The following is a 14,110-nucleotide window of genomic DNA, read 5'->3' on the forward strand; positions in this document are numbered from 1 at the left end:
ACTATGTCTCAAGCTTTTGAAGTAGAAGTGAAGAAAGATACATCGAATGACGAAGTTCTTCAGTGGGTGACGTTCCAACTAGAAGAAGAAACTTACGGCATCAATGTAATGCAAGTTCGTGAAGTGCTTCGCTACACTGAAATTGCACCAGTTCCAGGTGCACCAGATTACGTTCTAGGTATTATCAACCTACGTGGTAATGTGGTTACCGTTATTGATACACGTTCGCGCTTTGGCCTAATGGAAGGTGAAGTGACGGATAACACTCGTATCATTGTGATCGAATCAGAACGTCAAGTTATTGGTATTCTTGTAGATAGCGTAGCTGAAGTCGTTTACCTACGTTCTTCTGAGATCGACACTACACCTTCAGTAGGTACTGACGAAAGTGCTAAGTTCATTCAAGGTGTGAGCAACCGTGATGGTAAGTTGCTAATCCTGGTTGATTTGAACAAGCTACTAAGCGAAGACGAATGGGATGAGATGGCTCACCTATAATGATTGAAGACTCCTTCCTTTCAGCCCCGCTTATTATTGGTGGGGTTGTATTTATTGTCTTAGTCTTGCTCTTGTCGATTGTGCGGATACGCTCAGGATTGCAAAAGCAATTGGATCAGCAGCGTGCTCAGTTTCGCCATGCAGAGAAAGAGACTCAAAAACTCAATAAACAGTTATTGGAAGTTCGTTCGGTTGTCATTGGATTAGGGCAAAAAGTTTCAGAGCAGCAAGATATCATCCAGCATTTAAGCGAGCGCATACATGAACTTGAGCATGCGGATACAGACGGACGTTTGTATAGCCGAGCAACAAAAATGGTTCAATTGGGTGCTGATATCAATGAGCTGATCGAAGAGTGCGAACTACCAAAAGCAGAGGCGGAATTGATGCTTTCTTTACAGAAGAAGCTTGCAGGTAAGGAAAAAATTCCACCTTTAAGTGGGCACCCTTCTGATGAGCATCGACACCCCTCGCGAGGAAGACGTCGATAAACAAAACTTAGGAGCTTCGGCTCCTTTTTTATTTTTAAAATAAAAGCTTATAACCAGTTATAGTTAATTTTATTAAAATGTGACAGTAAGTTAACAAAAACTCACGAACTTACATACATCATCGCTTTCTTATCCTGTTTTGTCACAACTAAGCTGTGTTAATATAGCGGCTCGTTCATTTTTTAGTTGAAGCCCTATGTTAGAAGTCTCTAACCTAACTGCGATCCGTGATGAAAGGGTCCTGTTTGAAAACCTGCAATTCGAAATTAGACCTGGTGAATTGGTCCAAATTGAAGGACGTAACGGCACCGGAAAAACGACATTGCTACGTATTGTCACTGGGTTAGGTGATAGAGACGAAGGTATCATTAAATGGAAGGGAGAAGAGGTTGAGAAATCTCGTGATGTTTTCCATCAAGATTTACTTTTCTTAGGGCATCAAACAGGTGTTAAACGTGAACTGACCGCGTTTGAAAACCTGCGCTTTTACCAATCTATCCATAATAATCGTTCCTCTAACGAAGATATCTTTGCTGCGCTCACTCAAGTGGGGCTCGCGGGCAGAGAAGACGTGCCTGTAGCACAGCTTTCTGCTGGACAGCAGCGTCGTGTTGCGTTGGCACGGCTGTGGTTAAGTAATCAAATCTTATGGATTCTAGACGAGCCTCTAACTGCAATCGATAAGCAAGGCGTTAAAGTACTTGAGTCACTATTTGCCAGTCACGCAGATAATGGTGGCATCGTAATCTTAACTACTCACCAAGATATGTTTGCAGATAGCCCGAAACTTAGAAAAATAAAACTGGGTGATTGATATGATTTCAGCGATGACTACCATTATTCGCCGTGAGCTTTTGATTGCGTTTCGCCGTCAGGCTGACATTTTGAACCCTCTGTGGTTCTTCATTATCGTGATTACCCTTTTTCCACTCAGCATCGGGCCTGAACCTAATTTGTTAGCACGTATTGCAGCGGGTATTGTTTGGGTTGCTGCACTACTATCGGCCTTATTATCATTAGAACGACTGTTTCGTGATGATTATCAAGATGGTGCATTAGAACAAATGATGCTGATGCCAATCCCATTGCAACTTGTAGTGATTTCAAAGGTCATAGCTCATTGGTTGCTAACTGGCTTGCCTTTGATTTTAATCAGCCCTCTATTGGCGATTCTACTTTCTCTTGATTTTAACACTTGGTTGTCGATTGTACTGACACTAATTATTGGTACTCCTACGCTAAGTTTTATCGGTGCTATTGGTGTAGCACTGACGGTTGGGTTGCAAAAAGGCGGCGTTCTTTTGAGTTTGCTCATTCTTCCGCTCTACATCCCAATTCTGATTTTCGCTACGTCCGCAATTGATGCTGCAGCACTAGGTATGGCGTATAACGGACAACTGGCAATTTTAGGCGCAATGCTGATGGGAGCGATGACCCTTACGCCATTCGCCATCAGCGCAGCATTGCGAGTTAGTGTTAACTAACTCAATAAAAGCAATTTAAGCGACGTTTGATCAAAGAATTATTATTAAAGCACTGCTACGGTCTCGGCCGTTTTGACAGTGTCCCTGAAGTAAGAGTGAGAACTTAACATGTGGAAATGGCTACATCCTTACGCCAAGCCAGAAGCAGCATATAGCCTAAGTGGTAAATTGCTCCCTTGGTTTGCTGCATTGGCCCTCGTATGCTTATCGGTAGGTACCGTGTGGGGCCTTGCCTTTGCGCCCTCGGACTACCAACAAGGTGATAGTTTCCGAATCATCTACATCCACGTACCTTCGGCTATTTGGTCGATGGGTGTGTACATGTCTATGGCCATCGCCGCATTTATCGGTTTGGTTTGGCAGGTCCGTCTTTCTGATATGGCTGCACTTGCAATGGCGCCTATTGGCGCAGTGTTCACCTTTATTGCCCTTTTGACAGGCGCAGTTTGGGGGAAACCGATGTGGGGTACTTGGTGGGTATGGGATGCACGCCTAACTTCAGAGCTTATTCTTCTATTCCTTTACCTTGGTGTGATTGCGTTGTATCACGCATTTGATGACCAGAAAACCGCAGCGAAAGCGGCAGGCATTTTGGCTATCGTTGGTGTTGTTAACCTACCAATTATTCACTTCTCAGTTGAATGGTGGAACACGCTACATCAAGGTGCAACTATTACTAAATTTGAAAAACCGTCCATTTCATCCAATATGCTTTGGCCACTATTGCTGAATATTTTTGGTTTTGCGTTCTTCTTTGGCGCAGTGACAATGGTACGTTTCCGTAACGAAATTATCAGCAAAGAGAGTCACCGCCCTTGGGTGCGCAAACTCGCGACTGAAAAAACTCAGTGAGGTAATTGATTATGCATTTTGATTCTCTGAGCGAACTATTTGCCATGGGTGGCTACGCAGCTTACGTATGGAGCGCGTTTGGTATTACCTTCTTATCTATGCTTATTCTTCTGATTTCAAGCATCCGTCGTGGGGATGCACTGTTGAAAGAGGTGAAAGCGAAAATTGATCGTCAAGAGCGTATTGACGCGGCGAAGAATATGGAGAACACGTTATGAATCCGAGACGTAAAAAGAGGCTAGGCATAGTCTTAGCGATCTTTATCGGTATTAGTGCAACCATCGGTTTAATGCTTTATGCACTGAACCAAAATATGGATCTATTCTACACGCCGACGGAATTGGTGAATGGTAAGCCTGACGGAACAAAACCTGAGGTTGGTCAGCGTCTTCGTATTGGTGGTATGGTGGTGGAAGGTTCGGTACGCCGAGATCCAGAATCGTTAAAAGTACGCTTTGACCTGCATGATGTTGGCCCAAAAGTTACTGTTGTTTATGAAGGTATCCTTCCAGATTTATTCCGCGAAGGGCAAGGTATTGTTGCTCAAGGTGTGCTTGAAGATGCAACAACCGTAAAAGCTTTCGAGGTTTTAGCGAAACACGATGAAGAGTACATGCCACCTGAAATTGCAGAAGCAATGAAGAAGACGCATGAGCCTTTGCAGTACACAACTGAACAAAAACAAGGAAGCGACCAATGATTGCTGAAATCGGTCACTTTGCCCTCATTCTCTCACTTGCGATGGCAGTACTCCTGAGTGTTTTGCCATTATGGGGCGCATCAAATAACAACAGCATGTTGATGAACACCGCACGACCGCTTTCATGGTCTATGTTCATTATGTTGTTTTTCTCATTCGTAATTTTGTGTTGGGGTTTTTATACCAACGACTTTACGCTGCAATACGTAGCAAGTAACTCAAATAGCCAGCTGCCTTGGTATTACCGTTTGACGGCAGTTTGGGGTGCGCACGAAGGTTCATTGTTGCTTTGGGTTCTTATCCAAGCTGCATGGACGGTAGCGGTGGCAACCTTTAGCCGAGGTATGCCACAAGAATCGGTTGCACGTGTACTCGCTGTGATGGGCATGATCTCGGTAGGCTTCCTGCTGTTTATCATCCTTACTTCGAACCCATTCCTACGTACGTTGCCATTCTTCCCAGTTGATGGTCGTGACTTGAACCCACTTCTTCAAGACCCGGGTCTGATCGTTCACCCACCAATGCTTTACATGGGTTATGTTGGCTTCTCGGTTGCGTTCTCGTTTGCGATTGCATCACTGATGACTGGTCGTCTTGATACGGCGTGGGCTCGTTGGTCTCGCCCTTGGACAACGGCGGCTTGGGTATTCCTGACCCTAGGTATCGCACTAGGTTCTTGGTGGGCGTACTACGAACTTGGCTGGGGTGGCTGGTGGTTTTGGGATCCAGTAGAAAACGCATCATTCATGCCTTGGCTGGCGGGTACAGCATTAATGCACTCTCTAGCGGTAACGGAAAAACGCGGTACATTTAAAGCGTGGACAGTACTTCTAGCGATCTCAGCATTCTCGCTAAGTTTGTTAGGTACCTTCTTGGTTCGTTCCGGTATTTTGGTGTCGGTACACGCGTTTGCGTCTGACCCATCTCGCGGTATGTTTATTCTTGGCTTCCTAGTCTTTGTAATCGGTGGTTCACTGCTGCTATTCGCTGTGAAAGGCGCAGCAGTGCGTGTACGTGGTAACTTTGATTTGGTATCGCGTGAGAACGCACTGCTAGCCAACAACGTTCTTCTTATTGCTGCACTGGTTGTTGTACTGGTTGGTACATTGCTACCGCTTGTCCATAAACAAATTGGCCTAGGTTCTGTATCTATCGGTGCGCCATTTTTCGACATGCTATTTGCATGGTTGATGATGCCATTTGCCTTCCTATTAGGTATCGGTCCTCTTATTCGTTGGAAGCGCGACAATCTATCTAAGTTAATCAAGCCAATGATGGTTTCTGGTGTGCTTTCTTTCGCGCTAGCTGCGGTTTGTGTATACCTGTTCGCAGACTTTTTCTCAGTGATGGCTTACATCGGCTGGGTAATGGCAATCTGGATTATTGCAATGCACGGTTTCGAACTGTACGAGCGTGCAACACACCGTCACAGCTTTGGTGAAGGTGTTCGTAAGCTACAACGCAGCCACTGGGCGATGATGCTGGGTCATGTAGGTCTAGCTGTGACTGTGATTGGTATTGCGATGGTGCAAAACTACAGCATCGAGCGTGATGTGCGTTTGGCTCCAGGTGAGCACTTCAAGATTTACGGTTACGATTTCTACTTCTCAGGTCTACGTGACAAAGACGGTCCAAACTACGATGGTTACATCGCGGACTTCGAAATCACCAATGATGGTAAGTACGTGAACACGTTGCACGCGGAGAAACGTTTCTATCGCACAGCGAAGTCAATGATGACAGAAGCGGCAATCGACCGTGGCATCACTCGCGACCTATATATTGCAATGGGTGAGCGTCTAGAAGATAACCGTTCTTGGGCTGTTCGCATTTACTACAAACCATTCGTTCGTTGGATCTGGGCTGGTTCATTGATCATGTCTTTAGGTGGGGCACTTGCTATCTCTGATAGACGTTACCGCTTCCGTAAAACGGCTAAGAAAGACGAAAAGTCAAAGCTAGCGGAAAAGGAAGCATAAAATGAATAAGAAAGTCTTATTTATCCCGTTGGTCGCTTTCATGGTGTTGGCGGGTATCTTTGCAACTCAGTTGGTTCGTAACCAAGAGGGCGACGATCCGACCAAGCTTGAATCAGTACTAGTTGGCAAGCCAGTTCCTGAATTTCATCTTGAAGATTTAGCAGAACCAGGTAAACAATACGATCAGTCGATCTTCAAAGGTGAACCTTTGCTGCTGAACGTTTGGGCGACTTGGTGTCCAACTTGCTATGCCGAGCATAAGTACTTGAATGAATTAGCAGGCAAAGGCGTGAAGATCATCGGTATGAACTACAAAGATGATCGTAACAAAGCCATTGGCTGGTTGAATGATCTTGGTAACCCTTACCTGATCAGCTTGTTTGATGGTAGCGGTATGCTAGGTTTAGACCTAGGTGTATACGGCGCGCCAGAAACATTCATCATTGATGCTGATGGTGTAATTCGTTACCGCCATGTTGGTGATGTAAACCCTCGTAACTGGGCTGAAACTCTAGAACCGCTTTACACCAAGCTGGTTGAGGAGGCGAAGCAATGAAAAAGTTTATCCTAGCGGTATTTGCAGCCATGACATTTTCGCTTGCAGCACATGCTGCAATCGAAGTGTATGAGTTTGATAACTTAGAGCAAGAACAGCAGTTCAAAGAGCTTGGTCATACGCTTCGTTGCCCTAAGTGTCAGAACAATACAATCTCTGATTCAAATGCAGAACTTGCTCAGGACTTGCGTCATAAGGTCTATGAAATGACCAAAGATGGCAAATCCAAAGATGAGATCGTAGATTACATGATTGCTCGTTACGGTAATTTTGTAACTTATAATCCTCCGTTTACTTTTGCGACTGCAATTCTTTGGCTAGGGCCGCTGGCCGTGGTTTTAGGCGGTTTTGGTTTGATTGTGTTACGTAGCAGAAAATCAAAAGCGAAAGCAGTACAAACCAATGATGAACAATGGGATGCGGAAAAAGAAGCGCGCCTCAAATCACTGCTTGATGAAGAGAACAACGGAGATAAGAAGTAATGACACTATTTTGGGTTTCTACCGTTGTTCTAACGCTGATAGCATGTGCATTAGTTGCATTGCCACTACTTAAGCAAAAAGCCAACAACGATGAAGTGTTACGCGATGAGCTCAACAAAGCGTTCTATAAAGATCGTCTTTCTGAGCTTGCTGAAGAAACTGATGAAGGCCTGGTTGAGAGCCAAGATGATCTGATTTCGGATCTAAAACAATCTCTTCTCGATGACATCCCTGGCGATAAAGCTCAGCAAGAAACTAAGGTTTCTCCAATTGCAGTATTGATTCCATCAATAGTCTTGACCGTAGCGCTAAGCTATGGCTTGTATTACAAGTTTGGTGCTTCTCAAGATGTCGTACAGTGGCAAGAAGTCACGTCAAACCTTCCTGAGCTTTCTAAAAAGCTGATGTCTGCTTCATCTGAGCCATTAAGTGACGATGAAATGGCTGACTTATCTTTGGCACTGCGTACGCGCCTGCACTACCAACCGGAAGACTCAACGGGTTGGTTATTACTAGGTCGTATCGCACTGGCTAATCGCGATGTAACAACTTCAATTGATGCAATGGAAAAAGCGTACAAGCTAGAGCCAAAAGATCCTGATGTTCAACTTGGTTACGCACAAGCTCTAATGCTTTCTCAAGACGACATGGATCAGGCGACGGCTCGCTCTCTGCTTGGCAAGTTGATGCAGCAAGATTATGTCGATCTACGTGTATTCTCGCTACTTGCGTTTGATGCATTCGAACGTCAAGACTTCCCTGCGGCGATTAAGTACTGGGGTATCATGCAGCAAATGATTGGCCCAGAAGACAGCCGTTATGAAATGCTGGGTCGTAGTATTGAAAGCGCACGTAAGCAAATGGGTGAAGCGGTTTCACCAGACAAGAGCGTGGCAGTGACCATTAACGTTGCGCCGGAAGCGCAGCTGGATCCAAACGCGGTATTGATCGTATCGGTTCATCGAGCAGATGGTTCTCCAATGCCAGTCGCAGCAGCACGTTACCCATTGGGCACATTCCCTCGTACGGTGGTGTTGGATGATGGCAACGCGATGATGGATGGCCAGAAATTATCTTCACTGGATAAGCTGATAGTTCGCGTCCGTGTGGACTCAGATGGCAACGTTGCGACTCGTGACAAAGATTGGCATGGTGAAAGTGCTGTGGTCGAATTTGGTCAGCCGGTCGAAGTTACCATTAATAACCAATATCAATAGTTGTAGCGCTATATTCTATACAGTACGTGCAATAAGTGTCGTGATTGTGTTTGCCACTTTGTGGTACGCCCAACAACTATAGAGTAGAATGACGAAGGTCAGCTTTGCTGGCCTTCGTTTATTTTTATTCCCAAGTGACTTTTTATACACGTTTTAGCTTATAGGCTTCAACTAAGGTCACTTAGGTATAGTAATAGTTCGTATGGAACAGATAATGTATAACAAGGGTAAATCTATCTTTTGGCTGCTGCTTGCTGTTGGTTTAGCGGGTTGTTCATCAGCGCCAGAAGAAGTAACAAGCGAAGAAAGTGAAACTAATAGCTCGACCTCCAGTGTCTATGATCCATTGGAAGGTTTTAACCGAGCTATGTGGGACATCAACTACGATTATCTAGACCCATATTTAGTGCGTCCAATTTCTCTAGCTTATGTCGATTACACGCCAGTACCGATTCGCTCTGGTATAGCTAATTTTTTGGCTAACCTAGATGAACCTGCAAGTGTAGTAAACAATCTTGTTATGGGTAATGGCACCAAAGCGGTGGGGCACTTTAACCGCTTTTGGATCAACTCGACGTTCGGTATTTTTGGTTTGTTTGATATTGCAACAGCCGCAGGTATTACTAAGTACGACAACAAAGAGTTCAGCAGTGTAGTGGGTCACTACGGTGTCGGTAACGGTCCATATTTTATGCTACCAGGTTACGGGCCGTATACCCTACGTGAAGTGACAGACACCGTGGATGGTATGTATGTTCCACTCTCTTACCTTAACTTCTGGGCTGGCTTAGGTAAGTGGGCTTTTGAGGGTATGGAAAAGCGTGCGCTGGTTGTTCCACAAGAAGCGCAGCTTGAAGCATCTCCAGATCCATACGTGTTGACGCGTGATATTTATCTTCAACGTCAAGATTTCAAAGCAGAAATCAACGACACTGATGAAGTGGATGAAGACGAAGAAGCATACTTGGATGAGTACTTAGAAGAAGACTTCTAAACGCTTCAGTAAGTCGAAAAACAAAAAGGCTTGGTTTTCACCAAGCCTTTCTTTTTATCAGTAACTTTCTTTTATCGATAAGTAGCGTTCAAATTAGAACTTGTAGTTCGCTTGAACACCGATTAGCCAAACGTTACCTGTTACTTCACCTTCAAATGCGCCACCGAAAGCTGCTGCAGCATTGTCAGATGCATCACGAGGCTCACTGATAGGTGCGTCTTTTGCGAAAATGTAAGTAAAGCCAGCGTCTAGCGTCAGGTTCTTAGACCATTCGTAACCAGCACCAACACTTAGCCATAGACGGTCAGTTTCTGGAATTGTAGTCGTACGGTACTTGTCATCAACGGCTGACATGTCGTATGCAACGCCTGAGCGCAGTGTCCATTTTTGGTCAAGCTTGTATGTAGTACCTACAGCAAAGCGGTAGTTATCTTCCCAGTTTTCAGATTTGATTAGATCAGAAGAGTCTGGGAAATCAGCCACTAGCTCTTTAAAGCTACTCCAATCTGTCCAGTTAATGCTTGCGTGCACGGCTAATTGGTCATTTAGCTGGTGGAAGCTAGCTAGTTCTGCGGTTGCCGGCAAAGTTAGGTCCATTGAACCTGCTTTTTTAACGCTAGGGTTCATTGGGTTGAAAGCAAGGCCATTTGCGTGACCTTCTAGGGTTAGGTCTACCGCTGATTTATATGCGAAGCCAATACGGTTACTATCATTGATCTGCCACGCTGCACCTAATTGCCAACCCCATGCCTTGTCATCACCTTCCATATACTTCAGTGTTTGACCAGCTAATGCAGGGTTTACAACACCCATTTGAGGAGGCATTACCGCACCAATGCTACCATCTGCGATGATGTAACGGATACCACCACCGATACTTAGCGCTTCATTCAGTTTGTAAGCTGCATTCAAGTTCGCTTCCATTGACGTAACGCTAGCTTGGTTGCCAAAGTTAGCTGCAGCAAAATCTTTACCTAGGTCTGTTTCCATACCGTAGTTAGTACCAAACGCTAGACCAATAGCAAATTTGTCATTGTACTGATGTGACAGGTAGAAGTTAGGGATAATAGCATCGTGAGCAAAGTCGTGTGAGCTTGCTTTATTAGAACCATTTACGAATGTCGATGTGCCATCAACATCAATGTTAGGGTTTACATAGATTGCGCCAACAGACACTTGCGTACCTTCTAGGTAAGTTAGCATTGCTGGGTTACGCCATTGTGAACTTGCGTTATCAGCCATTGCTGCTTCGCCAGCGTATGCACGGCCTAGACCTGTCGCTGAGTACTCTGCAAGTTGGAAACCTGCTGCGTTTGCAACGCCTGATGTGCTCAATAGGCCAAATGCCACTGCTGCTGAAAGGAGAGTCTTGTTGGTTTTCATTGTAATGTTCGCTGAGTTATTTATAACGTGGGGCGAAAGTTTACGACTAGAGTTATTACTTTAAAAACGAAAATCCAATAAAACAGTGTTTTTAGTCTAAATTACTATGAAGTGGACATTTTTCAGTATGTTTATCTGACTGTAACGGCTGTGTGAAAAAAACTCAGCGAACAACTGTGAGTTCTAATGACGTTTTAGGGCAACACTTGTTCGCCTAAATGTGGCAAGAGATTTGAAATAGATAAGAAAAAAGGCTGGAATTCCAGCCTTTTACATAGAGAGTAATTATATTAGCTTATCGCTTACTGCTTAGAAGCTGCGGCTGTATTGTAAGCCGAATAGAATCGCGTCTGCATGGGTTGTTGCTGATAGCGATGAGATGTTTGCTGGCCCTGTTAAAGGATTTCCTGGAACATGCATTGGGTTCGGTGTTGACTCGTTTACATCTACATCTTTACCCATCAGGTAAGTAAAGCCAAAGTCTACGTTTGACTTGTTATCGATGTGGTATGTGAAGCCTGCAGAGAACCATTGACGGTCTGAATCAGGAACCGATACAGAAGTTAGGGAGTCTTGTGCACTTGTGTCGTACATGTAACCTGTACGAAGTGTCCAATCGTTGTTTAGGTAGTAAGTACCACCAATTGCGTAGTGCCAACCATCTTGCCATTGGTACTGCTTATCGTAGCTTGAACCAAGTGGTGAGCCTTGAAGATTACGGAATTCGATCTGATCAAAGGCGCTCCAGCCAATGTACTGAACAGAGTAGTGTACGGCAAACTTAGTGTCGGTAATTTTATGGTAGCCAGAGAACTCAGCCATATCTGGTAGAGGAAGTGTGATTTTCTGACCTTTGTCGTCTTTCGCTTCCATCTCTGGACTGTAGCGGTAAGACAAACCAAAACGGTTGTTTTCGTCTAACTCGTAAACCGTACCTACGTTAAAGCCTACTGCCCAACCATCAGCTTTATCAACATCCACTAGAGTACCTAGCACGCTATGCTCGCGCTTCATTGTGCCTTGACCATAGATAAGGTCTAGACCAGCACCAAAGCTCCATTGATCATTTAGACGGTAAGAGCCAGCAACGCCGAGGTTTGCACTTTTAACGTCAGTTAGACCGCCGTACTCTTTTGCAACAAAGCTGTCATCAAACTCAGTCTTGGTACCAAAGTTAGAGTAAGCATTTACACCCCAAGCAAATTTGTCATTTACAGGAACGATTAGGTGGATATTGGGTGCAATAGAAGTGTCACCAGCATCGTCGTAGTTTGAAGATGTACCTAGTGGGGCTGTTAAGCCGCGGTAAGTCGAGTCTTTTACTTCAATCATTGAGGTAATGCTTTCAAAACCTACAGATAGTTCCATTTTGTCAAATAGAGCCATTGCTGCAGGGTTACGAGCCATTACCGATGCGTTATCTGCAATTACTGCATCACCGGCAAACGCTCGACCAATACCAGTTGCGGATTGTGCATTTATTTGGAAACCAGCTGCCATTGCTTGGCCTGATGCCATTGCAACTGTTACTGCTAGGAGAGTCTTTTTAAACAGACGCGTGTTCTGAGTCATTTTTTATTCCTTATTCGTTTCGTCTCTTTGGACGATAAGTTGAGCTTTTGCTCAGTGGCGCAGATATTAGTATTAAGAGTGGACCATACAAATCCGACCATTGAATAAATTTGAATAAAAATTGCAGAAATGATGTCTAAATGTCGGGAAATTGCATCTAAAGTGCATAATTTAGAGTTTTGACTCTAAATTGAATAGTTGACGTGAATGCTTTTGAGGTGTTTTATAAACAAAAAGCCGCTAAATTTCGAAATTTAGCGGCTTTTAACTTGTTAGTAGCGTAGTTTCGCTGAAGTTGTTACATCGGCTGAATAAGCATCGCTAGCTTGTCAGCGATGGTTTCAACATCTTCACCGCTTTCACCTACAAGGATCATACTGTTGGACCCAACAGGTTTTACAACGCCAGTCATTCCATCCTTATCAAAGCCGACGGTTGCATCGCTCTCTACTTGAGTAATAAACATCGTAACTTTGCCTTTAGAACCTTCGAAAACCATGTGCAGCGCGTGTGAGTCAGCGAAACCACAATGGTTTAGGTAGTAAACGTGATAAGGGAAGCTTTTCTTAAACTGGTAATGAAAGGGCATCATTTTTGCATTTACTTGCTTGCTAGACACGTCTTCGTTTAACGCTTTAACAAACGGTTCTTCAGCGATGACATGTTCAATCGCAGTATCTGCTAAGCTCGCTTGTGCTGGTGAAACAACAACATTACCCCAGTTAATTTGACCAACGAGCAAACCTGCCGTAAACGCAATTGATGCGGCTAGAGCCATCGCTTTACGTGCAAAGTTAGGTCTAACCACTTTATCTTCATCAAGTGCATTTGATGTTTGGCTAAATAAAATTTTGTCAGCGAGATCTTCCGGTGCATCCACATTCATGGCTTGCTTAATCTTTAGGTCGAGATCCAAAATGTCATCAACAAACTTGCTGTTAGCGTCGTTACTAGCGATAGCTTGGAGAATGTCTTCATCCTTTTGTTTTGGATCCGACAAAATGCGACGACGAAACTCTAAATCATCCATTCTTTTGTCCTCTCTGAGTATCTTGAGAATCCAACATCTCTTTTAATTGATTACGGGCGCGGAAAAGGCGAGTCATGACAGTGTTCTTATTTAGCTCAAGAATACTGCCGATTTCTTCTCCACTGAAACCACCCACGACTTGAAGAAATAACGGCTCACGATATTCGACATCAAGCTTCATGATTTGAGCCTGTAACCATTCTTGCTGATGATGTGGGTCATCGCTGACTTTAGCATCATTGCCATAGTCATCGATATCAACCAAATCAAACTGTTTGCGTTCAAAGCGGCGTGCGTTTTCTCGTCTTAATATGGTGATAAGCCAAGATTTCGCTGCCTTTTCATCTTGAAGACTATCCAGCGACTTCCATGCTCGCAGACAGGTTTCTTGAACCAAATCTTCTGCAATCGCCTTATCTTTGCATAACCAGTAAGCGTAGCGATACAAGTCTCTGTGATAGCCCCGAACAAGAGCTTCGTATTTTCTTTGTCTGTCCATATCAGAGTTGACCGGACTGTCGGGTTTTTTATTTCCGAACATTTTAAATATTGCCACAGGAGCCTCCATCTTGCTCTGTGAGGTCTTAATACCAAAGTCACTACATATCAATGTAGCTCAGCAGCACAAATTACTGTTCAAATAATCAATCGCTTATCAAGTGCAATGATAATTTATGGTTATTATTTTTAATGATGTCGTTTATCTACTTGATGTTGTTCAAACGCTGTTTTTGATCTTTGAGCGAATAGGAATATATAAAAACACCATAAAAATTGATCTATTTCAAAATCTCATACCCTGAAGGGGCTATAGTACATCTTGTCATCTAGTTAGTCATTGCGACTAACATGTTGAGCAAGATGACACTTCC

The 14,110-nt window shown here is 44.1% G+C and carries 16 protein-coding genes; 12 read left to right on the forward strand and 4 right to left on the reverse strand.

Annotated elements, in window-relative coordinates; all coding sequences use genetic code 11:
* Positions 1 to 3 precede the first annotated feature (3 nt).
* From ACTS60_RS20870 to ACTS60_RS20925, 12 genes are all read left to right on the forward strand, one after another.
* Positions 4 to 498, forward strand: a complete 495-nt coding sequence (locus tag ACTS60_RS20870; RefSeq protein ID WP_010449585.1) for a chemotaxis protein CheW — start codon at positions 4 to 6, stop codon at positions 496 to 498.
* Positions 498 to 989 (forward strand): DUF2802 domain-containing protein, encoded by a 492-nt coding sequence (locus tag ACTS60_RS20875; protein ID WP_440889816.1) that lies wholly within the window; start codon positions 498 to 500, stop codon positions 987 to 989. The genes ACTS60_RS20870 and ACTS60_RS20875 overlap by 1 nt, the downstream gene beginning before the upstream one ends.
* A gap of 196 nt (positions 990 to 1,185) precedes the next feature.
* Entirely contained in the window at positions 1,186 to 1,803 is a 618-nt protein-coding gene (ccmA, locus tag ACTS60_RS20880; RefSeq protein WP_010449583.1) for a cytochrome c biogenesis heme-transporting ATPase CcmA, read from the forward strand.
* Between the two features lies 1 nt (position 1,804).
* Positions 1,805 to 2,473, forward strand: coding sequence for a heme exporter protein CcmB (ccmB, locus tag ACTS60_RS20885; RefSeq protein WP_440889817.1), 669 nt, complete (start codon positions 1,805 to 1,807; stop codon positions 2,471 to 2,473).
* Positions 2,474 to 2,581: 108 nt separating this feature from the next.
* The gene (locus ACTS60_RS20890) at positions 2,582 to 3,325 is read left to right on the forward strand and encodes a heme ABC transporter permease (RefSeq protein WP_440889818.1); all 744 of its coding nucleotides are present in this window, start codon (positions 2,582 to 2,584) and stop codon (positions 3,323 to 3,325) included.
* 11 nt (positions 3,326 to 3,336) lie between these two features.
* Positions 3,337 to 3,543: a heme exporter protein CcmD gene (gene ccmD, locus ACTS60_RS20895; RefSeq protein WP_440889819.1), complete on the forward strand. Its 207-nt coding sequence runs from the start codon at positions 3,337 to 3,339 to the stop codon at positions 3,541 to 3,543.
* Positions 3,540 to 4,025, forward strand: a complete 486-nt coding sequence (gene ccmE, locus ACTS60_RS20900) for a cytochrome c maturation protein CcmE (RefSeq protein WP_440889820.1) — start codon at positions 3,540 to 3,542, stop codon at positions 4,023 to 4,025. The genes ccmD and ccmE overlap by 4 nt, the downstream gene beginning before the upstream one ends.
* Positions 4,022 to 6,004, forward strand: coding sequence for a heme lyase CcmF/NrfE family subunit (locus ACTS60_RS20905; RefSeq protein ID WP_440889821.1), 1,983 nt, complete (start codon positions 4,022 to 4,024; stop codon positions 6,002 to 6,004). The genes ccmE and ACTS60_RS20905 overlap by 4 nt, the downstream gene beginning before the upstream one ends.
* Before the next feature lies 1 nt (position 6,005).
* Positions 6,006 to 6,560 carry a DsbE family thiol:disulfide interchange protein gene (locus ACTS60_RS20910; protein WP_440889822.1) on the forward strand — a complete coding sequence of 185 codons (555 nt, stop codon included), beginning with the start codon at positions 6,006 to 6,008 and terminating at the stop codon, positions 6,558 to 6,560.
* Complete coding sequence (locus tag ACTS60_RS20915) at positions 6,557 to 7,042, forward strand: cytochrome c-type biogenesis protein (protein WP_440889823.1); 486 nt, start codon at positions 6,557 to 6,559, stop codon at positions 7,040 to 7,042. The genes ACTS60_RS20910 and ACTS60_RS20915 overlap by 4 nt, the downstream gene beginning before the upstream one ends.
* Positions 7,042 to 8,259 (forward strand): c-type cytochrome biogenesis protein CcmI, encoded by a 1,218-nt coding sequence (ccmI, locus tag ACTS60_RS20920; RefSeq protein WP_440889824.1) that lies wholly within the window; start codon positions 7,042 to 7,044, stop codon positions 8,257 to 8,259. Before ACTS60_RS20915 ends, ccmI begins: the two co-directional genes overlap by 1 nt.
* 214 nt (positions 8,260 to 8,473) lie before the next feature.
* Positions 8,474 to 9,253, forward strand: a complete 780-nt coding sequence (locus ACTS60_RS20925; RefSeq protein WP_440889825.1) for an MlaA family lipoprotein — start codon at positions 8,474 to 8,476, stop codon at positions 9,251 to 9,253.
* Between the two features lie 93 nt (positions 9,254 to 9,346).
* Here ACTS60_RS20925 and ACTS60_RS20930 read toward each other — a convergent pair whose 3' ends face one another.
* The 4 genes from ACTS60_RS20930 to ACTS60_RS20945 all read right to left on the reverse strand — a co-directional run bounded on the left by ACTS60_RS20930 (position 9,347) and on the right by ACTS60_RS20945 (position 13,806).
* Entirely contained in the window at positions 9,347 to 10,636 is a 1,290-nt protein-coding gene (locus ACTS60_RS20930; RefSeq protein ID WP_440889826.1) for an outer membrane protein transport protein, read from the reverse strand.
* 309 nt (positions 10,637 to 10,945) lie between these two features.
* Positions 10,946 to 12,208 (reverse strand): outer membrane protein transport protein, encoded by a 1,263-nt coding sequence (locus tag ACTS60_RS20935; RefSeq protein WP_440889827.1) that lies wholly within the window; start codon positions 12,206 to 12,208, stop codon positions 10,946 to 10,948.
* Positions 12,209 to 12,506: 298 nt separating this feature from the next.
* Positions 12,507 to 13,238, reverse strand: a complete 732-nt coding sequence (locus ACTS60_RS20940) for a DUF3379 domain-containing protein (RefSeq protein WP_440889828.1) — start codon at positions 13,236 to 13,238, stop codon at positions 12,507 to 12,509.
* The gene (locus ACTS60_RS20945) at positions 13,231 to 13,806 is read right to left on the reverse strand and encodes a sigma-70 family RNA polymerase sigma factor (protein ID WP_440889829.1); all 576 of its coding nucleotides are present in this window, start codon (positions 13,804 to 13,806) and stop codon (positions 13,231 to 13,233) included. Before ACTS60_RS20945 ends, ACTS60_RS20940 begins: the two co-directional genes overlap by 8 nt.
* Positions 13,807 to 14,110 lie beyond the last annotated feature (304 nt).

The organism is Vibrio sp. WZ-1, from assembly GCF_052037695.1.
Classification (GTDB): Bacteria; Pseudomonadota; Gammaproteobacteria; order Enterobacterales; family Vibrionaceae; genus Vibrio.

Coding starts and splice junctions, on each gene's coding strand:
- ACTS60_RS20870 (WP_010449585.1), top strand. CDS start 4: ATGTCTCAAGCTTTTGAAGTAGAAGTGAAGAAAGATACATCGAATGAC.
- ACTS60_RS20930 (WP_440889826.1), bottom strand. CDS start 10,636: ATGAAAACCAACAAGACTCTCCTTTCAGCAGCAGTGGCATTTGGCCTA.
- ACTS60_RS20910 (WP_440889822.1), top strand. CDS start 6,006: ATGAATAAGAAAGTCTTATTTATCCCGTTGGTCGCTTTCATGGTGTTG.
- ccmI (WP_440889824.1), top strand. CDS start 7,042: ATGACACTATTTTGGGTTTCTACCGTTGTTCTAACGCTGATAGCATGT.
- ACTS60_RS20925 (WP_440889825.1), top strand. CDS start 8,474: ATGTATAACAAGGGTAAATCTATCTTTTGGCTGCTGCTTGCTGTTGGT.
- ACTS60_RS20940 (WP_440889828.1), bottom strand. CDS start 13,238: ATGGATGATTTAGAGTTTCGTCGTCGCATTTTGTCGGATCCAAAACAA.
- ACTS60_RS20875 (WP_440889816.1), top strand. CDS start 498: ATGATTGAAGACTCCTTCCTTTCAGCCCCGCTTATTATTGGTGGGGTT.
- ACTS60_RS20890 (WP_440889818.1), top strand. CDS start 2,582: ATGTGGAAATGGCTACATCCTTACGCCAAGCCAGAAGCAGCATATAGC.
- ACTS60_RS20945 (WP_440889829.1), bottom strand. CDS start 13,806: ATGGAGGCTCCTGTGGCAATATTTAAAATGTTCGGAAATAAAAAACCC.
- ccmE (WP_440889820.1), top strand. CDS start 3,540: ATGAATCCGAGACGTAAAAAGAGGCTAGGCATAGTCTTAGCGATCTTT.
- ACTS60_RS20915 (WP_440889823.1), top strand. CDS start 6,557: ATGAAAAAGTTTATCCTAGCGGTATTTGCAGCCATGACATTTTCGCTT.
- ccmD (WP_440889819.1), top strand. CDS start 3,337: ATGCATTTTGATTCTCTGAGCGAACTATTTGCCATGGGTGGCTACGCA.
- ACTS60_RS20935 (WP_440889827.1), bottom strand. CDS start 12,208: ATGACTCAGAACACGCGTCTGTTTAAAAAGACTCTCCTAGCAGTAACA.
- ccmA (WP_010449583.1), top strand. CDS start 1,186: ATGTTAGAAGTCTCTAACCTAACTGCGATCCGTGATGAAAGGGTCCTG.
- ACTS60_RS20905 (WP_440889821.1), top strand. CDS start 4,022: ATGATTGCTGAAATCGGTCACTTTGCCCTCATTCTCTCACTTGCGATG.
- ccmB (WP_440889817.1), top strand. CDS start 1,805: ATGATTTCAGCGATGACTACCATTATTCGCCGTGAGCTTTTGATTGCG.